The organism is Streptomyces sp. NPDC058665, from assembly GCF_042714995.1.
GTDB lineage: Bacteria > Actinomycetota > Actinomycetes > Streptomycetales > Streptomycetaceae > Streptomyces.
This window is the reverse complement of sequence record NZ_JBHXRX010000087.1, coordinates 1-19,026: the sequence shown is the minus strand read 5'-3', so window position 1 is coordinate 19,026 and position 19,026 is coordinate 1. Positions and strand designations below refer to the sequence as shown.

Here is a 19,026-nt window from a genome sequence, read left to right as displayed (position 1 = left end):
CGGACGTACGCGCGCCGCGTCGTTCTCACGCCGTCTCGGTCCCGATTCGGTACGTACGCGCCTCACGTCCCCGTTCCGGGCTGCGCCACGCCCCGCCGACGGCCTCTCCGGGAGGAGCCAGCCATGTCGATGATCCGTGACCTGCGTGCGGCGGTCCGTCCGTCACTGCGCAAGAGCAGCACCCCTTACAGCACGTACGACTCCACGCGCGACCCCTCGGCCTCCAGCGCCGTCGTCGACTGCGCCGTCTACCGCGGCGGCCGGCGGGTGAAGGACGAGCCGTGCCTCACCCCGCACGAGGCGATGCTGGAGGTGCGACGGGGCGGCGGGTTCGCCTGGATCGGCCTCCACGAGCCGACCGAGGAGGAATTCGCGGGTATCGCGGCCGAGTTCGGGCTGCACCCGCTCGCCGTCGAGGACGCCGTGCACGCCCACCAGCGGCCCAAGCTGGAGCGGTACGACGACACCCTCTTCGCCGTCTTCAAGACCATCCACTACGTGGAGCACGCCGAGCTCACGGCGACCAGCGAGGTCGTGGAGACCGGCGAGGTCATGTGCTTCACCGGCCGGGACTTCGTCATCACCGTGCGGCACGGCGGCAAGGGCTCGCTGCGCGCGCTGCGCCACCGGATGGAGGAGGACAGCGAGCTCCTGGCCAAGGGGCCTTCGTCCGTCCTGCACGCCATCGCCGACCATGTCGTGGACGGCTACATCGCGGTGGCCGCGGCCGTACAGGACGACATCGACGAGGTCGAGATCGATGTGTTCTCGGCGCCCGCGAAGGGCAGCCCGCGCGGCTCGGACGCGGGGCGGATCTATCAGCTGAAGCGTGAGGTGCTGGAGTTCAAGCGGGCCGTAGCACCGCTGCTGCGGCCGATGCAGCTGCTGAGCGAGCGTCCGATGCGGCTGGTCGAGCCCGACGTACAGAAGTACTTCCGGGACGTCGCGGACCATCTGGCCAGGGTGCACGAGGAGGTCGTCGGCTTCGACGAGCTGCTGAACTCGATCCTCCAGGCCAATCTGGCGCAGGCGACCGTCGCGCAGAACGAGGACATGCGCAAGATCACGTCCTGGGCGGCGATCATCGCCGTACCGACGGCCGTGTGCGGCGTCTACGGCATGAACTTCGAGCACATGCCCGAGCTTCAGTGGAAGTACGGCTACCCGATGGTGCTGGGCGGCATCGCCGTCGTCTGTCTCACCATCCACCGGATGCTCAAGCGCAACGGGTGGCTGTAGGAGGCCGTAGGAGGCCCGACACAGGCCCGCCGGACAGGGCCTAGGCTGCCGGGCATGACAGAAACCGTGCCCGGCTCCCCGCTCCTCGGCAAAGCGCTCGTCGAGGAGGCCACCAAGAAGTCCGGCCTCATCTGGGTGCGGGCGGGCGGTCCCGCCCGTGCCCTGTGGCATGTCTGGCTGGACGGCGCCGCGCTGGTCGTCGGGGACGGCGACGGCGAGCAGCCGCTGCCGGGGCTGGTGGACGGCTCCACCGCCGAGGTGACCGTACGGAGCAAGGACAAGGGCGGGCGGCTCGTGGCCTGGACCGCTTCCGTGACCGAACTCGCTCCTCGTACGGAGGCGTGGGAGACGGCTGTCGCCGAGCTGAAAGGCAAGCGGCTGAACGCGCCGGACTTCGACGAGATGACCGACCGGTGGGCGCGCGAGTCGCGTGTGCTGCGTCTGGAGCCGCGCGACGCGATCACCGACCTGCCGCACGGCTCGCAGGCGGCGGCGCCGCTGCCGACACCGGCGACGACGCGCCGGCCGGCCCCGGCGGCCGTGCCGCGCCTGCTGTTCAAGCGCGGGAAGAAAAAGGGCTGAGCCCGTACGGGCGGGTTCAGCTGCTCGGCAGCGTGGTGCCGTAGTCCACCGTCTCGCCCTTCGCGGGCGCCTTCAGCGGGAAGTCCTTGCCCCAGTCGCTGAGCGTGAGCGTTCCCGCGCCGCCCGCGCGGGCCAGTTGCAGCGGGTACGGCGTGCCTTCCAGGGAGACGTTCAGCGAACCGCCCGCGCCTTCGTCGCCGTTGACCTCGATGGTGCGTACGCCGCCGATCTGGGGGCGGTCGCCCTTGCCGAGCTTGCCGTGCAGTCCCAGCAGCCCGTCGAGCAGCACGCCCTTGTCGGTGAAGCCGCGCAGCTGGTCGTAGGACGGATCGTCCTCGGGGACCTTCACGTACTTGTCGTCGAGCTTGTCCGCCGCCTCGGCGTCGGCCTTGCTGGGCGGGTCCCCCTCGCCCTCACCGCCCTTGCCGTCCGGGTGGGTCCAGAACTCGGCGTCCGCCTTCAGGAACAGCTCGTCCCCGACCCGCAGCAGCTCGAACGTGCCCAGGGCCTCGGAGCTGACCGACCCGGTCCCGCCGGCCTCCTTGAGCGACATGTTGAGCTTGTAGGTCTGCCCGTCGGTGACGACCGTGCCCGCAAGGCGCACGGCGTCCGCGCTCTCGGCCGCCGTCTTCGCCTTCTTCTCGATCCCGGCGGGCGACAGTTTGCCGACGCCGTTGGTGCCCGCGTCCGGATCCTCGTCGCCGCCGCACGCCGTGAGCGCGAGGCTCATCCCGACACAGAGAGCCACGGGAAACGCGGCCCGGCCAAGACGGGCAAGGGACCGGGAAAGGGTCACGAACGCACTGCCTCTCATGCACGGCGGGGGACGGCAGACCGCAGCGTACCCGTGCCGCGCGGGCCCATCGACAACGAGCCCCGGCGACGGATCGCCCGTACCGTACGGACGGATCCGCCAGGGCGGCACGGAGCGGGACGGGCTAGCCTGAACCCGTTGTCGCGGTCCATACGGGGACAGTCACGGGCAAGGCCACCGGCACGGCAGGGGCGGTCGCGGGCAGGGAGGAGCGCATCATGGCGTCGGGCGCTTCCCGGGTGTTCGTCTCGCACCTCGCCGGGGTGCCGGTCTTCGATCCCAACGGCGATCAGGTGGGGCGCGTGCGCGACCTAGTGGCGATGCTGCGGGTCGGCGGCCGGCCGCCGCGCGTGCTCGGCATGGTCGTCGAAGTCCTCAGCAGGCGGCGGATCTTCCTGCCGATGACCCGCATCACGGGCGTCGCGTCGGGCCAGGTGATCACGACGGGCGTGGTCAACATGCGGCGCTTCGAGCAGCGCCCCACGGAGCGGCTGGTCCTGGGCGAGCTGCTCGACCGCCGCGTGCAGCTCGTGGAGAGCGGCGAGCAGGTGACCGTCCTCGATGTCGCCGTCCAGCAGCTGCCCGCCCGCCGCGAGTGGGAGATCGGGAAGGTCTTCGTCCGGCACGGCAAGAGCGGCGCCCTGCGGCGGCGCGGCGAGACGCTGACCCTCGACTGGTCGGCGGTCACCGGCTTCACGCTGGAGGAGGACGGCCAGGGCGCGGAGAATCTCGTCGCGACCTTCGAGCGGCTGCGCCCCGCCGACCTGGCCAATGTGCTGCACCATCTGTCGCCCAAGCGCCGCGCCGAGGTGGCCGCCGCCCTCGACGACGACCGGCTCGCCGATGTCCTGGAGGAGCTGCCGGAGGACGACCAGGTGGAGATCCTGGGCAAGCTGAAGGACGACCGGGCCGCGGACGTCCTGGAGGCGATGGACCCGGACGACGCGGCGGACCTGCTCTCCGAGCTGCCCGAGGAGGACAAGGAGCGGCTGCTGGCGCTGATGCGGCCGGGCGACGCCGCCGACGTACGGCGGCTGCTGGCGTACGAGGAGCGGACGGCGGGCGGCCTGATGACGACCGAGCCGATCGTGCTGCGGCCGGACGCGACGGTCGCCGACGCGCTGGCCCGGGTGCGCCGGCAGAATCTCTCACCCGCGCTGGCCGCCCAGGTCTATGTGTGCCGGGCGCCGGACGAGACACCGACGGGCAAGTATCTGGGCACGGTCCACTTCCAACGGTTGCTGCGCGAACCGCCGTTCATGCTCGTCGGCTCGATCGTGGAGAGCGATCTGCCGCCGCTGGCCCCGGACACGCCCCTGCCCGAGGTCACCGGCTATCTCGCCGCGTACAACATGGTCGCCGCGCCGGTCGTGGACGAGAGCGGGTCGCTGCTCGGCGCCGTGACCGTCGACGACGTCCTGGACCATCTGCTGCCGGACGACTGGCGGGAGACCGGGTTCAACGGCGCGGAGGAGGCCACGAGTGGCCACTGAGCGCCCGGAGGGTCAGTCGCCGAGGGAACGGGCCGAACGGGCCGCCGCGGTCTCGGGTGCGAGCGCACCGCCGCGCGGGCCGCGCGGACGGCTCGACCAGCCGCGTACGCCGAGGCGCAGGTTCCTGCCCGAGTACGACCCCGAGGCCTTCGCCCGGTTCTCGGAACGGATCGCGCGCTTCCTGGGGACGGGCCGTTTCATCGTCTGGATGACGCTGATCATCATCCTCTGGGTGCTGTGGAACGTCTTCGCGCCGAAGGAACTGCGCTGGGACGAGTACCCGTTCATCTTCCTGACCCTGATGCTGTCCCTCCAGGCCTCGTACGCGGCCCCGCTGATCCTGCTGGCACAGAACCGCCAGGACGACCGGGACCGGGTCACCCAGGAGCAGGAGCGCAAGCAGAACGAGCGGTCCATCGCCGACACCGAGTACCTGACCCGCGAGATCGCCTCGCTGCGGATGGGGCTCGGTGAGGTCGCCACCCGCGACTGGATCCGCTCGGAGCTCCAGGACCTCGTACGGGACCTGGCCGAGCAGCAGGTGCTGCTGCCCGCGGACCGGACGCGCGGACGTGACGAACCAGACCACCCGGAGCGCTGACGCGCTTTCCTGGGCGTGCGCGCCGCGCCGTACCATCTCCCTATGGCTACCGACACGCACGGGACCGTCGCTCCCGCGGAGGACGCGGTGCGCGCAGCACTGGCGACGGTGAACGACCCCGAGATCCACCGGCCGATCACCGACCTCGGCATGGTGAAATCGGTCGATATCGGGGCGGACGGCGCGGTGGCTGTCACGGTCTATCTCACGGTGTCCGGCTGTCCCATGCGCGAGACGATCACCACGAACGTGACGGAGGCGGTCGCCTCGGTCGCCGGCGTCACCCGGGTCGACGTCACGCTGGACGTGATGAGCGACGAGCAGCGCAAGGAGCTCGCGACGTCGCTGCGCGGCGGTACGGCCGAGCGTGAGGTGCCCTTCGCCAAGCCCGGCTCGCTGACCCGCGTGTACGCGGTGGCCTCCGGCAAGGGCGGCGTCGGCAAGTCGTCGGTGACGGTCAACCTGGCGGCGGCGATGGCCGCCGACGGTCTGAAGGTCGGCGTCGTGGACGCGGACATCTACGGGCACAGCGTGCCGCGCATGCTGGGGGCCGACGGCAAGCCCACCCAGGTCGAGAACATGATCATGCCGCCGTCGGCGCACGGCGTGAAGGTCATCTCGATCGGCATGTTCACCCCGGGCAACTCGCCGGTGGTGTGGCGCGGACCGATGCTGCACCGGGCACTCCAGCAGTTCCTCGCCGATGTGTTCTGGGGCGATCTGGACGTGCTGCTGCTGGACCTGCCGCCGGGGACGGGCGACATCGCGATCTCGGTGGCGCAGCTCGTGCCGAACGCCGAGATCCTGGTGGTCACCACCCCGCAGCAGGCCGCCGCCGAGGTCGCCGAGCGGGCCGGCTCCATCGCGGTGCAGACCCATCAGAAGATCGTCGGCGTGGTCGAGAACATGTCGGGCCTGCCCTGCCCGCACTGCGACGAGATCGTCGACGTCTTCGGGACGGGCGGCGGCCAGCGGGTCGCCGAGGGGCTGACGAAGACCACGGGCGCCTCGGTGCCGGTGCTCGGCTCGATCCCGATCGACGTACGGCTGCGGGAGGGCGGCGACGAGGGCAAGCCGGTCGTGCTCTCCGACCCCGGCTCCCCCGCGGGTGCGGCGCTGCGTTCGATCGCTGGCAAGCTGGGCGGGCGGCAGCGCGGTCTGGCGGGCATGACGCTGGGGCTGACGCCGCGCAACAAGTTCTGAGTCTCTGACAGCCACCCGTGTGTAAGGGGCGCCCGCCAATGGCGGGCGCCCCTCACACATGAGACCGCGCGGCTACGCGGAGACGTACGTGTTGATGTCCCCGATCACCGAGAAGCCGAGGCCGTACGCGCTCATGCCGCGCCCGTAGGCACCGATGTGCACCCCGTTCCCGGCCGCCTCTCCGGGGCCCGTCGAGCCCGCGAGCACCCAGCCGAATTCGGATTCGCGGTAGTGGAACGGTGTCGGCACCCCGTCCACGGGGAGCGAGAGTACCGACCAGGCGGAGCCGTTCAGATCGTCGGCCAGCGCGAAGGCCGTCTCGGTCTGCTGGTCCAGCCAGTCGTCCCGCAGCGAATGGTCGAGCTGTACGGGCCACGCCGACAGCAGCAGCGCCGAACCGGCCAGCCAGGCCGCCGAGGACACCGTCGTGGCGTCGAGGACGCCCGTGCCGTCGCCGCTGTGGCGTACGGGGCTCGCGGCGACCGTGATGACCGCGGCGAAGCGCTCCTTCTCCGCGCCCGGCGCCTCCGGTCTTATCGACGGCTCGTCACCATGTCCCGTGGAACCGTGCTGGACGGTGCCGTCCGCCGCCCTGCCCACCTGCATCAGCCATCGGGGGCCGGTGAACGCGTCGTCCAGTCCGTACCAGGGGAAGTTCGCCCGCAGATAGCCCTCGACCGTACGCCGGGCTCCCGACACTCCATCCGCCGTGCCGGCCGGGCCATGGGCCCCTACCCGACTTGTCGTCTCCATCTGTCCGGACCGCCTCCTCTATCTCGGAGTCCGGAGCGGCCCGCCCTCACGGACGTCTCACCACCGGACAGATGGAGGATAGCCACCCGTTACCGACTGGCCGGGCAGGGTGGGGCTCAGGTGGCGTCTGCGTCGAAAGGCGGACGATCGGCCTGCTGGGGCTTCTCGGGCTTCTTGAGCAGGTCAGCGGTGCCGGAGGGGCTTTTCGACAGGCTGGGCGCCGGGGTGTCGTTTGCGCCGGTCGAGTCATCCCTGCCATGGACCGAGTCGGCGACCTCGTTGATTTCCTTCTTGAGGTTGAAGCTGCTGCGGATCTCCTTCAGCCCGAGATCGTCCTCATGCTCCGACAGCTGCTTCCGGACGAACTTCTTCGGGTTGAGGTCCTCGAAATCGAAGTCCTTGAACTCCGGTCCCAGCTCGGAACGGATGTCCTCCTTGGCGTTGTCGGAGAACTCGCGCACCTTCCTGATGAAACGGGAGACGTCCTGGATGACCTTGGGCAGCTTGTCCGGGCCGAAGACGAGCACGGCGAGAATCACGAGCGTCACCAGCTCAAGCGCGCCTATGTCATTGAACACCTAGCTGCTCCTTGTGTTCTCCGTGCCCGCGGGCGAGACCTCGTCGGCCTGGCCTGTGGTGGGTCGAGGCTCGGGCCGCTCCACGGTACCCGGCGAACCTGGCCGGACGGTACCTTCATTCGGCACTCACCTGCCTTCCGCGCTGCCGAGCACCAGAGTCATGGTCTGCTCTTTACCTCCGCGCGTCAGTGTGAGCTCCAGTTCGTCACCTGGGCGGTGCGAGCGGACCTTCACGATCAGCTCCTCGCCGCTGTGCACGCGCTGGCCGTCCACCTCGGTGATGACGTCGCCGGTCCTGATGCCCGCCTTCGCCGCCGGGCCGCCTTCCTCCACCGCGGGCCCGCCACCGGCGCCCTTCGCACCGACCTTGGCGCCGTCGCCCGTGTACTCCATGTCGAGCGTGACACCGATCACAGGGTGCGACGCCTTGCCGGTGTTGATCAGCTCCTCGGCGACGCGCTTGCCCTGGTTGATCGGTATCGCGAAGCCGAGCCCGATGGAACCGGCCTGCGCGCCGTCCGGCGTACCGCCGCCGTCGGCGCCGCGGATCGCGCTGTTGATGCCGATGACCTGGGCCTTCGAATTCACCAGCGGGCCGCCGGAGTTGCCCGGGTTGATCGGTGCGTCGGTCTGGAGGGCGTCGACGTAACTGATGTCGCTGCCGTCGCCGTTCTCGCCGCCGGCGGTGATCGGGCGTTCCTTGGCGCTGATGATGCCCGCCGTGACGGTGTTCTGGAGGTCGAAGGGCGCGCCGATGGCCACCACCGGGTCGCCGACCTGGACGTTGTCGGAGTTGCCGAGCGGCAGCGGCTTGAGTCCGGAGACGCCGGTGACCTTCACCACGGCGAGGTCGTAGCCGCTGTCCTTGCCGACGAGCTTCGCCTTGGCGGTCTCGCCGCCGCTGAAGGTGATCGAGATGTCGCCGTTCTCGCCGGCGGGGTCGACCACATGGTTGTTGGTCAGGATGTGGCCGGAACGGTCCAGTACGAAGCCGGTGCCGGTGCCCTGCTCGCCGCCTCCGCTGACATGGAGGGTGACGACGCTCGGCAGGGCGCTGGAGGCGATCCCGGCGACGCTGTCGGCCGGACGGCCGCCGCTGTCGTTGCCCGCCTGGGGCAGTTCGACGCTGGTGAGGCCGCCGTTGCGCTCGATGTAGGCGCCGACTCCACCGCCGATGACGGCGGCGCAGAGCGCGAGTGCCAGGGCGCCGACGAGGCCGATGCCGCGGCGCTTCCTCCGCGGCTCGCCCGGGTCGGGGTGGGACAGGGCCTGCTGCCCGGGGGCGCCCCAGGGGTCGTACTGGAGCCACTGGTTGGGCTGAGGGTGCGGGCCCTGGGGCGGGGGCAGGTGACCCTGGCCCTGGTGGCCCTGCATCGGATGCTGGGCGCTCTGGGGCGGGACGCCGTACCCGGAGGCCGGCTGGGGCTGGGGTGCGCCGGGGGCGGCCGTGGCGGTCTGCCCGGTGTAGTGCTGCGGCGGGATGGGGGTGCCTCCCGCCGGGGTGGGCACCGGTCGCTGCACGGGAGGCGCGGGCGCCCAGGGGCCGGGGCCGCCGTAGGGCGGTGTGCTGTAGGGGTCGGGCTCGTGCAGCGGCTGCGGGCGGCCCTGCGTGCCCGCTCCCGCCGTGGCGCTCACCGCCGAAGGGGTGCGCTCGGGCGGGGCGAGGAGATGGTCCTCCGGATCCGGATCCGCGTCGAAGGACCGCTCCGGGCCGGCCGCTCGCTCGGGGACGCCGTCGGCGGGTCCGGTGACCGGCGCCCGGTCGGGACCCTGGGGGGTTTCATCGGTGACCGGCGACAGTTCCGTCGTCTCCTCAGTGATCCGGTGCTCCGGTACGTCGGAGTCCCGCGGTATCGCGCGCCCCGTAGCCGGGCGGCTCCACCACTTCGCCTTGGGTCCGGTGGCCTTGCCGTCGTCCATGCTCTCCCCGCACCTGCCTCGTCCGTGCCCCGATCAGGCACCCGTGCAGGGATTCAACCAGGTTTACGAATGTTCGCGCAGGGACCCTGTCACCGACGCTGCGAAAGCGGCAGGCCGGGCTGTGTGGGTGCGGCGAGGTGGGTGGGGTCGGGTGTGGCGGTGGGGGTGGTCGTTCCGGGATTGGCGGCCATCTGGAACGCCGTGCCCGTAGGACGTATCAAAGGCGCACCTGGGTAGTGGATGAGAACCGCCGACTGGAACGGGTGGGGGGTGAGCGGTGCCTGCATCGTGCCGGGAGCGAGCACCGGCGCGCTGTCGACGGACTGCGGAAGGATGGCACCCCGCTCGCCGCCCTGCCTGCTCCGCGTCGCGCTGCCGGGCGGTGTGGTGGCCCTGGTCAACGGCGTGACGCTGTTGGGCGCACCGGCCCCGCGCGCGGCGGTGTCGGCCGTGGCACCCATGGGCAGCGCGCCGCCCAGGGCCATCGCGGCGAAGGACACCGCGCTCGCGGCGGCGAAGGCGAACCTCCGGCCGCGCCAGGGTGAGCGCTCGGCCTCGACACGTCCGACCTCGTGGATCCTGAAGCCGGCACCGGAGCTGGAGCCGCCGCGCAGTGGTGACCCGTGGGGCCCGGCCGGGCGGTAGCCGAACGCGTCGCTCCGCACTCCGAAGACGCCGTTGCCGAACGCCGAACCGTCGAACGGACCCGGGGGCTCGTCCTCGTCCTTCTCGGTGGCTCCGCCGGGCAGCCCCTGGAGGCGGGCGAGAAATCCTTCGGACAGCGGCGGCGGCGCCGACTGCGCGAACGCGTTCTTCAGCCGGCGCTGGGCGTCGGCCTCCGCCTTGCATCTGGCGCAGGTCGCGAGGTGCGCCAGCACACGCTCCCTGGCGTCGTGACCGAGCTCCCCGTCCACCAGGGCGGCGAGCCGGTCCCCCAGGTGCTGCTCCGCGGGGGTCGGACCTGTGCCACTCACGCGAGTCCGCCCTCCCCGGCAACGCTCGCGAACGTGCGCTGCTCGGCCCGAGCCTCGGGGGAACGGTGCTGAAGGGCCTTGCGCAGATGCGAACGGCCACGGTGGATCCTGCTGCGCACCGTGCCGAGCTTCACACCGAGCGTGGCGGCGATTTCCTCGTACGACAGTCCCTCGATGTCGCACAGGACGACCGCGGCCCGGAATTCGGGAGCGAGGGTGTCCAGCGCCTGCTGCACGTCCGCGTCGAAGTGGGTGTCGTGGAAGACCTGCTGCGGCGAGGGCTCACGGCTGGGCAGGCGCTCCGCCGCGTCCTCACCGAGCGCGTCGAACCGGATCCGCTGCTTACGGCGGACCATGTCCAGGAAGAGGTTGGTGGTGATGCGGTGCAGCCAGCCCTCGAACGTGCCAGGGGTGTACGTCGACAGCGACCTGAAGACCCGGACGAAGACTTCCTGGGTCAGGTCCTCGGCGTCGTGCTGGTTGCCCGTGAGGCGGTAGGCAAGGCGGTACACGCGGGCGCTGTGCGTGCTGACGATCTCCTCCCAGCTGGGAGGCGTCCACGCCTGCGATTCCGCATCCGATGCGAAGGTCGCCGTAACTGCGGAGTCGGTCGAGCGAGAACGGTCAGCGAAGTTGGTCACGGATTTCGGCTCACCGGCCGACCTGAGAAAGCGCTTCAGCGCTCCTCCCCGATCCGCAGGCGCAGCCGCACCTCCCCTATCGACTCTGGTGGTGTCCAGCGGAGCACCTACCATAGCTACCTCGCCCGTTAGCTCCGGATAAGAATCTTTGCCTGAATTTGCGACCGGTTCCAGGTCTTGTTCCAGCTCTTCATCCATGCGTTCCCCCACCCCTTCTTAACGCCCGGTCCCATCAGCGGGTTCCCGCGTGCAGCGGATACAGTCACCGGTGCGCCAACTACGGGGACAGGAGAGGGTCATTACCGCCAACCGGCAGACAAGCTGGGCGTTCGCCGACGCTTTTGTCGCCGAGGACGAGGCACTGCGCTGGGCCCGCGACAGGGCCCGGGACATGGGGCTCCGCTCGGTGTCACCGGGCACGGGCGCCGCGCTTCGTCTGCTTGCCGCCACGGCGGGCGCCAAGGCGGTGGCGGAGATCGGCACGGGCACCGGTGTCTCCGGGATCTATCTCCTCAGCGGCATGCGGTCCGACGGCGTGCTGACCACGGTCGACACGGAGCCGGAGCGGCAGCAGTTCGCCCGCGAGGCGTTCCGCGCGGCCGGTTTCACCAACAATCGCGCGCGCTTCATTCCCGGCCGGGCCCGCGACGTACTCCCCCGGCTCGCCGACGGCGGGTACGACCTCGTCTTCTGCGACGGAGACCGGCTCGAATGCCTCGACTATCTGGCTGAATCGTTGCGCCTGCTTCGGCCCGGGGGCCTCGTCTGCTTCGAGGGCGTCTTCGCGGACGGCCGCACGGTCGATTCGGCGGCCCAGCCCCACGAGGTGCTGCGGCTGCGCGAGCTGCTGCGTACGGTGCGGGAGATGCAGGACGAGCTGCTGCCGTCGCTGCTGCCGGTGGGCGACGGGTTGCTCTGCGCCGTACGCCGCTGACCCGCCTTCCGTAGGAGGACACGAGGCGGGGAACGGCATAAAGCTGCCCCGGCACGGAGGTACGTCCGCGACGGGGCAGCACGAGAGTGCGCGTTCTGTCCGCGTCAGCCGACGACCTTCTTCAGAGCGTCACCCAGCGCATCCGCCTCGTCGGGGGTCAGCTCGACGACCAGCCGACCGCCGCCTTCGAGCGGAACGCGCATGACGATGCCCCGCCCCTCCTTGGTCACCTCGAGCGGGCCGTCGCCCGTCCGCGGCTTCATGGCCGCCATGCTCGTTCCCCTTCCTGAAACCAGCTCATCACCGCCGGCGGCCCCATGACAGGCGCTGTGTCACCGGCATCGAACACATTGCTTCCAGGCCATTATCCCGCATGGCGGGACCCGATGACCAACATCGGACGGCATCGCTTACGCAACGCGCTCTCTCAAAACGACTCAATTCGGCGATCCGCCTGCGATACTTCGCCGCTGTTCAGGGCTGCGCGGCCGTGGATTCTTTGACGCAGGTCACATGCCGACCTGCGGTGATCTCCGCCATGCTGGGGCCCGACAGGAGAGCTGGACGGGCAGTCAGAGTCGCGGAGGAGATTCGATCATGGCCGACACGGTGCTGTACGAGGTGGGCGACGGGCTTGCGACCGTCACGATCAACCGGCCCGAGGCCATGAACGCGCTGAACATCGCGGCCAAGGTCGCCCTGCGGGACGCGCTGCGTACCGCCGCGGACGACCCCGCCGTACGGGCCGTGCTCCTCACCGCCACCGGGCGGGCCTTCTGCGTGGGGCAGGACCTGAAGGAGCATGTCTCGCTCCTGGCGGCCGACGCGGCCGACGGCAGCGGCGGGACCATGCGGACCGTCGGCGAGCACTACAACCCCATCGTGCGGGCCCTGACCGAGATGCCGAAGCCGGTCGTGGCGGGGGTCAACGGGGTGGCGGCGGGGGCGGGGTTCGGCTTCGCGCTCGCCTGCGACTACCGCGTGGTGGCCGACACGGCCTCCTTCAACACCTCGTTCGCGGGGGTGGCACTGACGGCCGACTCCGGCGTGTCGTGGACGCTGCCCCGGCTGATCGGCGGGAGCAGGGCGGCGGACCTCCTGATGTTCCCGCGATCGGTCACGGCGGAGCGGGCGTACGAGCTGGGGATCGTCAACAAGCTGGTCCCCGCGGCAGACCTCGCCTCCGAGGCGGCGACGGTCGCGCGGACCCTCGCGGAGGGCCCCACGCTGGCGTACGCGGCGCTGAAGGAGTCCCTGGCGTACGGCGCCGGCCATTCGCTGGCCGAGACGCTGGAGAAGGAGGACGAACTCCAGAACCGGGCGGGCGCGTCGCAGGACCACGGCATCGCGGTCCATGCCTTCATCGCCAAGGCGAAGCCGCGCTACGTGGGCCGCTGACCCACCCCGGACTCCGGCGGGCCGGCGGGCGCTACGCGTCGGCGAGCTGCCGGCGGACCAGGCAGCCGGCCAGGTGGTCGTCGACCAGGCCGCAGGCCTGCATCAGCGCGTACGCGGTCGTGGGGCCCACGAAGCGGATGCCGCGCTTCTTGAGCGCCTTCGCCAGCGCCGTGGACTCGTCGCTGACCGGCGGGACGTCCCCGACCGTCTTCGGTACCGGGCGCGTCGCCGGGTCCGGGGCGTACGACCAGATGAGGCTGTCCAGTTCGCCGGCGGACCAGCCGGCCAGCTCGCGCGCGTTGGCGAGCGTGGCGTCGATCTTGGCGCGGTTGCGGATGATGCCCTCGTCGGTCAGCAGCCGTGCGGCGTCCGCGTCGGTGAAGGCGGCGACGGCCGGGATGTGGAAACCCGAGAAGGCCCGGCGGAAGCCCTCGCGGCGGCGCAGGATCGTGATCCAGGAGAGGCCGGACTGGAACGCCTCCAGGCACAGCCGCTCGAACAGCGCGTCGTCGCCGTGGACGGGGCGGCCCCACTCCTCGTCGTGGTACTTGACGTAGTCCTCGGTCGACAGGCCCCAGGGACAGCGCAGCTCGCCGTCCGGGCCCGCCACCGCTCCGCCGTCGGTCACCGCGGGTCCTCCTCGCCCGGGTTCTTGAAGAGGTCGGGCCCACCGACCGCCGCCGCCTGGGCGCCCGCGAGGGTGGACTCCAGCTCGGCGATCCGCGCGTCCCTCTCGGCCAGCTCGGCGCCGACCCTGGCGAGCACCTCGTCCACGTCCGCCATCCGGTAGCCCCGGAGGGCGACCGGCAGCCGCAGGGCCTCTATGTCTGCCCGGCCCACCGGGCGTGTCGTGGGCAGCGGGTCCACGAGGAGTTCGGGCGCGGTCTCGGGCAGCACCTCGCGGTCGCCGCCGCCGACCACCGCGAGGGTGACCGAGGCCACCACCACGACCATCGCGATGAGCAAGAACAGGAACACGTGCTTCTCCCCGGGGCAGGAAAACGTCCGGTGCCGATCGTGCCACGCGGGACCGACAGTTAGGGTCTGTCGGTTGGGTCAGGGCGGATCAGGGAGCGGAGTCCGGTGGCGTGGATCGCAAGGCGGAGTCGGGCGGTGACCAGGGGATGAGCGACGGCACCCTGCGGCTGGGACGGCGGGAGTTCGGCCCGTACGAGCCGGTGATCATGGCCATCGTCAACCGGACCCCGGACTCCTTCTACGACCAGGGCGCGACCTTCCGCGACCGGCCGGCGCTCGACCGGGTGGAGCGGGCGGTGTCCGAGGGCGCCGCGATCATCGACATCGGCGGGGTGAAGGCAGGGCCAGGCGACGAGGTGACGGCCGAGGAGGAGGCGCGCCGGACGGTCGGTTTCGTCGCCGAGGTACGCAGGCGCCACCCGGACGTGGTGATCAGCGTCGACACCTGGCGGCACGAGGTCGGCGAGGCCGTCTGCGAGGCGGGCGCCGATGTGCTCAACGACGCCTGGGGCGGTGTCGATCCGGCGCTCGCCGAGGTCGCGGCTCGCTACGGCGCGGGGCTGGTCTGCACGCACGCGGGCGGGGCCGAGCCCCGGACCCGGCCGCACCGGGTCGCGTACGACGACGTGGTCGATGACATTCTCCGGGTGACGCTCGGGCTGGCCGACCGGGCGGTGGAGCTGGGCGTCCGCAGGGACGCGATCATGATCGATCCGGGGCACGACTTCGGGAAGAGCACCCGGCATTCCCTGGAGGCGACCCGCAGGCTGGGCGAGATGACGGAGACCGGCTGGCCGGTGCTCGTGTCGCTGTCCAACAAGGACTTCGTCGGCGAGACCCTCGACAGACCGGTGAAGGAGCGGGTGATCGGGACGCTCGCGACGACCGCCGTCTCGGCCTGGCTCGGCGCGCGGATCTACCGCGTGCACGAGGTGGCCGAGACGAAGCAGGTGCTGGACATGGTGGCGTCGATCGCGGGCCACCGGCCCCCGGCAGTGGCCCGCCGGGGGCTGGCCTAGGCCGCGTCTTCGAAGTGCGGAGATCCGCCGGAGCCGGACAGGGGCCCGGCGCTACTTGCCGGTCTCCTTGGTCACCAGCGCCACCGCCTCGTCCACGTCGTCCGTGACGTGGAACAGCAGCAGGTCCTTCTCCGACGCCTTGCCCTGTGCCACGACGGTGTCCCGCAGCCAGTCGATGAGACCGGTCCAGTACCGCGTCCCGAAGAGGACGATGGGGAAGCGGGTCACCTTGCGGGTCTGGACCAGGGTGAGCGCCTCGAACAGCTCGTCCAGCGTGCCGAGGCCACCGGGCAGCACCACGAAGCCCTGCGCATACTTCACAAACATCGTTTTCCGGACAAAGAAGTAACGGAAGTTGACCCCGATGTCGACGTGCGGGTTGAGCCCCTGCTCGAAGGGCAGCTCGATACCGAGCCCGACGGAGATGCCCTTCGCCTCCCGCGCGCCCTTGTTCGCCGCCTCCATCGCGCCGGGGCCGCCGCCGGTGATCACCGCGAAACCGGCCTCGACCAGTGCCCGGCCGATCCGGACGCCCGACTCGTAGTCCGGCGAGTCGACGGGCGTGCGGGCCGAGCCGAAGACGCTGATGGCGCTGGGGAGTTCGGCGAGCGCGCCGAAGCCCTCCACGAACTCGGACTGGATGCGCATGACCCGCCAGGGATCGGTGTGCACCCACTCGGAGTCACCCTCGGTGTCCAGCAGCCGCTGGTCGGTGGTGCCCGGCTGCACCTGGTCCCGGCGACGCAGCACCGGCCCGAGACGCTGCGTGTCCGGCTTCCGTGCTTCCTCAGGACTGCCCATGGACTGCTCCCTCCGCTGCTGTGCCAGTTCCGGGCCAGCGTAGATCCATGGAGGTGACAACCGGCGAAATTCCGGCGGTCCGTCCGACTCCTCCGGCCGTACCGGCCGCCCACACCCCGCCGGACAGGACGGGTCCTACGCACTCAGCCACTCCCGCAGCCTGTTCTCGCAGTGTGTGATCCGCTCGACGGCCACGTGCTCGTCGCGCTTGTGGGCCAGCAGCGCGTCCCCGGGGCCGTAATTGACCGCGGGCACTCCCAGCGCGCCGAAACGCGAGACGTCCGTCCAGCCGAACTTGGGCTGCGCGGTGCCGCCCACGGCCGCCATGAACGCGGCCGCCGCGGGGTGCGAGAGACCGGGCAGGGCCGCGCCCGAGTGATCGTCCACGACGAACTCCCGGACCCCGCAGCCGGCGAACACCTCGCGCACGTGCGCCACCGCCTCGGCCTCGCCCCGGTCCGGCGCGTAGCGGTAGTTGACCACCACGGTGCACGCGTCGGGGATGACGTTGTTCGCCACGCCCCCCTCGATCGCGACGGCGTTCAGTCCCTCCCGGTACTCCAGTCCGTCGATCACCGGGCGGCGCGGTTCGTACGCGGCGAGGCGGGCCAGGATCGGCGCGGCGGCGTGGATGGCGTTGGACCCCATCCAGCTCCGCGCGGAGTGCGCCCGCTCGCCCTCCGTACGGAGGTGGACCCGCAGCGTCCCCTGGCAGCCGCCCTCGACCTGCGCGTCGGAGGGTTCGAGCAGGACGGCGAAGTCGGCCTCCAGGAGGTCGGGGCGGGCGGCGGCCACGTGCCCGAGGCCGTTGAGGTCGGCGGCGACCTCCTCGTTGTCGTAGAAGACGAAGGTGAGGTCGCGGTTGGGCGTGGGCACGGTCGCGGCGATGCGCAGCTGGACGGCGACGCCCGACTTCATGTCGGTGGTGCCGCAGCCCCACAGGACGCCGTTCCCGTCCAGCCTGGAGGGCACGTTGCCGGCGATCGGGACGGTGTCGATGTGCCCGGCGAGGATGACCCGCTCGGCCAGCCCGAGGTCCGTACGGGCCACGACGTTGTTGCCGAACCGCTCGACGGCGAGATGCGGCAGCGCGCGCAGCGCCTCCTCCACGGCGTCCGCGAGGGGCTTCTCGGCGCCGCTGACGGACGGGATGTCGACGAGCCGGCGGGTGAGCTCCGGGGCGTCCAGCGTGAGGTCCAGCGTGGGTCCAGGCTTCGTTTCGGGCATGGCCAGACCCTACGGCCTGGCCCGTGTCCTGCGGGGGCGGCAGGGGCCGGGACGGGCCCCGGGCGGTCCGGTCCAGGCCGACAGGCGGGGCCGGTACGGTGGGCGGCGTGTCCGAGACCGCATCCCCCTCCCGTCGCGGCCGGTTCCTGCGTATCGCGGCCGGGTTCACCGTGCTCCTCGCGCTGGCCGGCTACCTCGTGGTGCGCCTCGTCCCCGGCGACGGCGGCCCGCCGCGCTGCGTCGCGCGTGCCACCGACTCGTCCGACGGCGACGTCCCCACGTATGAGATGAGTCCGGAGCAGGCCGCGAACGCCGCCACGATCTCCGCCGTCGGCACCACGCGCGGCATGCCCGAGCGCGCCGTCACGATCGCCCTGGCGACCGCTCTCCAGGAGTCGGCGCTGCGCAACATCGACCACGGCGACCGGGACTCCGTCGGGCTCTTCCAGCAGCGCCCGTCGAAGGGCTGGGGCACGGTCGAGCAGATCCTCGACCCCGTGTACTCGGCCGGGAAGTTCTACGCGGGACTCGCCGAGGTCCCCGGCTACTCACGGCTTCCTCTTACGGAGGCGGCGCAGCGCGTCCAGCGCAGCGGTTTCCCGCAGGCGTACGCGAAGCACGAGCCGGACGCGACGCTGCTGTCCGCCGCGCTCACCGGCCGGGCCGCCGCGACGCTCACCTGCACGGGCGGGAGCGACGGCGAACCGGGCGATCCGGCGAAGGTACGGGCGGCTCTGACGCGCGCCTTCGGGCCCGAGGTCCTGCCGAAGGCCGGCTCCGGGGACGCGCCCGCGGACGGCGGCGGCGAGCGGGAGGGCCAGGCGGGCGGCGAGGCGGCGGGACAGCCCGACGCCAAGGGCCCGGCCGAGGTGGCCGTGCTGGTCGGCGGTTCGGACGAGGCCCGCGGCTGGGAACTCGCCCACTGGGCGGTGGCGCACTCAGCCGATCTGCGGATCGCCGAGGTCTCCGTAGGAGACCGGGTGTGGAGCGTGGAGAAGTCCGGTCAGGGCTGGCGCAAGACCGACGGTGAATCGGGTCCGGAGAAATCCGGTGGGAACGCGGTTCGAATGCGGATCGCGCAGTAGTACGGCCGGCTCACCCGAACGAAGTAGTCCCGGCGTATCGGGACGGCATTGCGCGGCGCGAATCGGCCATTCCGACGCCCGTCACCAAATCCCTTGCGACAAAGGAGAAGTGACGGTTCGCCAGATCTCCGCACCGAGGATCGTTTGACCGTTTTTATCCGTAACCGATAATGCGACGCATTACCAATTCTTTACCCTCGCGCACCGCAACCTCGGATGCCCTTCGAGGGGTTGTCACTGCGTCCGATCGCTGGACACGACAATTTCCTCTCCCGTCGAAGGAGCATCATGTCCCTCCCCCTGACCCGTCGGATCGCCCGTGCCGCGCTGCTTATCGCGGCGGGCGCAGCCCCCGTGGTCGGTGCGGCCGGCTCCGCCAGCGCAGTAGCCCTCCCGCAGGCCACCGACCTCGGTGGTGTTTCCCAGCTGGACGGCGCCGCGCTCGGTGACACGCTCGACAACGGCGCCCGGACGGCGACCGGGCTGGCGGGCGAGGCGGGCAGCGAGACGATCGCCGCGTCCGTCCCGGCGGCCGGCAAGACCCTCGGCGGCGTCGCCAAGTCCGCGACCCCCGTCGCCCAGCGTGCGGCCGGTGACGCGGCCGGCGGCGCCGGTCAGACCCTCGGTGACGCGGCGGCGTCCGTCACCGAGAACGGCCTGCCGACCGACTCCCTCGGAAACGGCCTGCCCACCGACAAGCTGCCCGTCAGCACCCTGCCGCTCGGCTGATCCGGGCCGGTCCGGCAGGCACGCGCACACGCGAAGGGGCTCGGGGAGTACGTACTC

Annotated in this window: 21 protein-coding genes; 10 read left to right on the top strand and 11 right to left on the bottom strand. The window is 71.3% G+C overall.

Annotated elements, in window-relative coordinates:
* Positions 1-123: 123 nt before the first annotated feature.
* Both ACFWV8_RS34845 and ACFWV8_RS34840 read left to right on the top strand, forming a co-directional pair.
* Entirely contained in the window at positions 124-1,239 is a 1,116-nt protein-coding gene (locus ACFWV8_RS34845) for a magnesium and cobalt transport protein CorA (protein WP_329382009.1), read from the top strand.
* 54 nt (positions 1,240-1,293) lie between these two features.
* Positions 1,294-1,821: a hypothetical protein gene (locus ACFWV8_RS34840; RefSeq protein ID WP_384213836.1), complete on the top strand. Its 528-nt coding sequence runs from the start codon at positions 1,294-1,296 to the stop codon at positions 1,819-1,821.
* Between the two features lie 16 nt (positions 1,822-1,837).
* Here the strand turns inward: ACFWV8_RS34840 and ACFWV8_RS34835 are convergent, their stop codons facing one another.
* Positions 1,838-2,551 carry a hypothetical protein gene (locus ACFWV8_RS34835; protein WP_384213834.1) on the bottom strand — a complete coding sequence of 238 codons (714 nt, stop codon included), beginning with the start codon at positions 2,549-2,551 and terminating at the stop codon, positions 1,838-1,840.
* Between the two features lie 302 nt (positions 2,552-2,853).
* Between ACFWV8_RS34835 and ACFWV8_RS34830 the strand changes: the two genes are divergently transcribed.
* Genes ACFWV8_RS34830 through ACFWV8_RS34820 form a run of 3 tightly spaced genes read left to right on the top strand, consistent with a single transcriptional unit; the run spans position 2,854 to position 5,932 of the window.
* Entirely contained in the window at positions 2,854-4,128 is a 1,275-nt protein-coding gene (locus ACFWV8_RS34830) for a magnesium transporter MgtE N-terminal domain-containing protein (protein WP_329382017.1), read from the top strand.
* Positions 4,118-4,729, top strand: a complete 612-nt coding sequence (locus ACFWV8_RS34825) for a DUF1003 domain-containing protein (RefSeq protein WP_384213832.1) — start codon at positions 4,118-4,120, stop codon at positions 4,727-4,729. Before ACFWV8_RS34830 ends, ACFWV8_RS34825 begins: the two co-directional genes overlap by 11 nt.
* 42 nt (positions 4,730-4,771) lie before the next feature.
* Positions 4,772-5,932 carry an Mrp/NBP35 family ATP-binding protein gene (locus ACFWV8_RS34820; protein WP_384213830.1) on the top strand — a complete coding sequence of 387 codons (1,161 nt, stop codon included), beginning with the start codon at positions 4,772-4,774 and terminating at the stop codon, positions 5,930-5,932.
* A 72-nt stretch (positions 5,933-6,004) separates the two neighbouring features.
* On the opposite strand, the gene ACFWV8_RS34815 is transcribed toward ACFWV8_RS34820, so the two are convergent.
* The 5 genes from ACFWV8_RS34815 to sigE form a co-directional block, all read right to left on the bottom strand.
* The gene (locus ACFWV8_RS34815; RefSeq protein ID WP_384213828.1) at positions 6,005-6,685 is read right to left on the bottom strand and encodes a hypothetical protein; all 681 of its coding nucleotides are present in this window, start codon (positions 6,683-6,685) and stop codon (positions 6,005-6,007) included.
* Positions 6,686-6,801: 116 nt separating this feature from the next.
* Positions 6,802-7,263, bottom strand: a complete 462-nt coding sequence (locus ACFWV8_RS34810; RefSeq protein ID WP_384213826.1) for a sec-independent translocase — start codon at positions 7,261-7,263, stop codon at positions 6,802-6,804.
* Positions 7,264-7,389: 126 nt separating this feature from the next.
* Positions 7,390-9,183: a trypsin-like peptidase domain-containing protein gene (locus ACFWV8_RS34805; RefSeq protein WP_384213824.1), complete on the bottom strand. Its 1,794-nt coding sequence runs from the start codon at positions 9,181-9,183 to the stop codon at positions 7,390-7,392.
* An 89-nt stretch (positions 9,184-9,272) separates the two neighbouring features.
* Positions 9,273-10,157 carry an anti-sigma factor family protein gene (locus ACFWV8_RS34800; RefSeq protein ID WP_384213822.1) on the bottom strand — a complete coding sequence of 295 codons (885 nt, stop codon included), beginning with the start codon at positions 10,155-10,157 and terminating at the stop codon, positions 9,273-9,275.
* On the bottom strand, positions 10,154-10,912 hold the full coding sequence (sigE, locus tag ACFWV8_RS34795) for an RNA polymerase sigma factor SigE (RefSeq protein WP_329392267.1): 759 nt from the start codon (positions 10,910-10,912) through the stop codon (positions 10,154-10,156). Before sigE ends, ACFWV8_RS34800 begins: the two co-directional genes overlap by 4 nt.
* Positions 10,913-11,066: 154 nt before the next feature.
* Between sigE and ACFWV8_RS34790 the strand changes: the two genes are divergently transcribed.
* Entirely contained in the window at positions 11,067-11,732 is a 666-nt protein-coding gene (locus ACFWV8_RS34790) for a class I SAM-dependent methyltransferase (RefSeq protein ID WP_329392268.1), read from the top strand.
* Positions 11,733-11,836: 104 nt separating this feature from the next.
* On the opposite strand, the gene ACFWV8_RS34785 is transcribed toward ACFWV8_RS34790, so the two are convergent.
* Positions 11,837-12,004, bottom strand: coding sequence for a DUF3117 domain-containing protein (locus ACFWV8_RS34785; protein ID WP_003966491.1), 168 nt, complete (start codon positions 12,002-12,004; stop codon positions 11,837-11,839).
* Between the two features lie 325 nt (positions 12,005-12,329).
* On the opposite strand from ACFWV8_RS34785, the gene ACFWV8_RS34780 reads away from it, so the two are divergent.
* Positions 12,330-13,130: an enoyl-CoA hydratase/isomerase family protein gene (locus tag ACFWV8_RS34780; RefSeq protein ID WP_384213821.1), complete on the top strand. Its 801-nt coding sequence runs from the start codon at positions 12,330-12,332 to the stop codon at positions 13,128-13,130.
* Between the two features lie 31 nt (positions 13,131-13,161).
* Here ACFWV8_RS34780 and ACFWV8_RS34775 read toward each other — a convergent pair whose 3' ends face one another.
* Together ACFWV8_RS34775 and ACFWV8_RS34770 are read right to left on the bottom strand one after the other, a co-directional pair.
* A complete protein-coding gene (locus ACFWV8_RS34775) occupies positions 13,162-13,758 on the bottom strand; it encodes a DNA-3-methyladenine glycosylase I (RefSeq protein WP_384213819.1) in 597 nt (198 codons plus the stop codon).
* Positions 13,755-14,108: a DivIVA domain-containing protein gene (locus tag ACFWV8_RS34770; RefSeq protein ID WP_384213818.1), complete on the bottom strand. Its 354-nt coding sequence runs from the start codon at positions 14,106-14,108 to the stop codon at positions 13,755-13,757. Before ACFWV8_RS34770 ends, ACFWV8_RS34775 begins: the two co-directional genes overlap by 4 nt.
* Positions 14,109-14,254: 146 nt before the next feature.
* On the opposite strand from ACFWV8_RS34770, the gene folP reads away from it, so the two are divergent.
* Positions 14,255-15,127, top strand: a complete 873-nt coding sequence (gene folP / locus ACFWV8_RS34765; protein ID WP_384213856.1) for a dihydropteroate synthase — start codon at positions 14,255-14,257, stop codon at positions 15,125-15,127.
* Between the two features lie 51 nt (positions 15,128-15,178).
* On the opposite strand, the gene ACFWV8_RS34760 is transcribed toward folP, so the two are convergent.
* Both ACFWV8_RS34760 and dapE read right to left on the bottom strand, forming a co-directional pair.
* Positions 15,179-15,928, bottom strand: coding sequence for a TIGR00730 family Rossman fold protein (locus ACFWV8_RS34760; protein ID WP_329382043.1), 750 nt, complete (start codon positions 15,926-15,928; stop codon positions 15,179-15,181).
* Positions 15,929-16,063: 135 nt separating this feature from the next.
* On the bottom strand, positions 16,064-17,155 hold the full coding sequence (gene dapE / locus ACFWV8_RS34755) for a succinyl-diaminopimelate desuccinylase (protein WP_384213816.1): 1,092 nt from the start codon (positions 17,153-17,155) through the stop codon (positions 16,064-16,066).
* Between the two features lie 107 nt (positions 17,156-17,262).
* On the opposite strand from dapE, the gene ACFWV8_RS34750 reads away from it, so the two are divergent.
* Both ACFWV8_RS34750 and ACFWV8_RS34745 read left to right on the top strand, forming a co-directional pair.
* A complete protein-coding gene (locus ACFWV8_RS34750) occupies positions 17,263-18,240 on the top strand; it encodes a hypothetical protein (protein WP_384213814.1) in 978 nt (325 codons plus the stop codon).
* Between the two features lie 288 nt (positions 18,241-18,528).
* Positions 18,529-18,969 (top strand): ATP-binding protein, encoded by a 441-nt coding sequence (locus ACFWV8_RS34745; RefSeq protein WP_384213813.1) that lies wholly within the window; start codon positions 18,529-18,531, stop codon positions 18,967-18,969.
* The last annotated feature ends 57 nt before the right edge of the window (positions 18,970-19,026 follow it).

Coding starts and splice junctions, on each gene's coding strand:
- ACFWV8_RS34845 (WP_329382009.1), top strand. CDS start 124: ATGTCGATGATCCGTGACCTGCGTGCGGCGGTCCGTCCGTCACTGCGC.
- ACFWV8_RS34840 (WP_384213836.1), top strand. CDS start 1,294: ATGACAGAAACCGTGCCCGGCTCCCCGCTCCTCGGCAAAGCGCTCGTC.
- ACFWV8_RS34835 (WP_384213834.1), bottom strand. CDS start 2,551: ATGAGCCTCGCGCTCACGGCGTGCGGCGGCGACGAGGATCCGGACGCG.
- ACFWV8_RS34830 (WP_329382017.1), top strand. CDS start 2,854: ATGGCGTCGGGCGCTTCCCGGGTGTTCGTCTCGCACCTCGCCGGGGTG.
- ACFWV8_RS34820 (WP_384213830.1), top strand. CDS start 4,772: ATGGCTACCGACACGCACGGGACCGTCGCTCCCGCGGAGGACGCGGTG.
- ACFWV8_RS34815 (WP_384213828.1), bottom strand. CDS start 6,685: ATGGAGACGACAAGTCGGGTAGGGGCCCATGGCCCGGCCGGCACGGCG.
- ACFWV8_RS34805 (WP_384213824.1), bottom strand. CDS start 9,183: ATGGACGACGGCAAGGCCACCGGACCCAAGGCGAAGTGGTGGAGCCGC.
- sigE (WP_329392267.1), bottom strand. CDS start 10,912: ATGGTAGGTGCTCCGCTGGACACCACCAGAGTCGATAGGGGAGGTGCG.
- ACFWV8_RS34785 (WP_003966491.1), bottom strand. CDS start 12,004: ATGGCGGCCATGAAGCCGCGGACGGGCGACGGCCCGCTCGAGGTGACC.
- ACFWV8_RS34780 (WP_384213821.1), top strand. CDS start 12,330: ATGGCCGACACGGTGCTGTACGAGGTGGGCGACGGGCTTGCGACCGTC.
- folP (WP_384213856.1), top strand. CDS start 14,255: ATGAGCGACGGCACCCTGCGGCTGGGACGGCGGGAGTTCGGCCCGTAC.
- ACFWV8_RS34760 (WP_329382043.1), bottom strand. CDS start 15,928: ATGGGCAGTCCTGAGGAAGCACGGAAGCCGGACACGCAGCGTCTCGGG.
- dapE (WP_384213816.1), bottom strand. CDS start 17,155: ATGCCCGAAACGAAGCCTGGACCCACGCTGGACCTCACGCTGGACGCC.
- ACFWV8_RS34745 (WP_384213813.1), top strand. CDS start 18,529: ATGTCCCTCCCCCTGACCCGTCGGATCGCCCGTGCCGCGCTGCTTATC.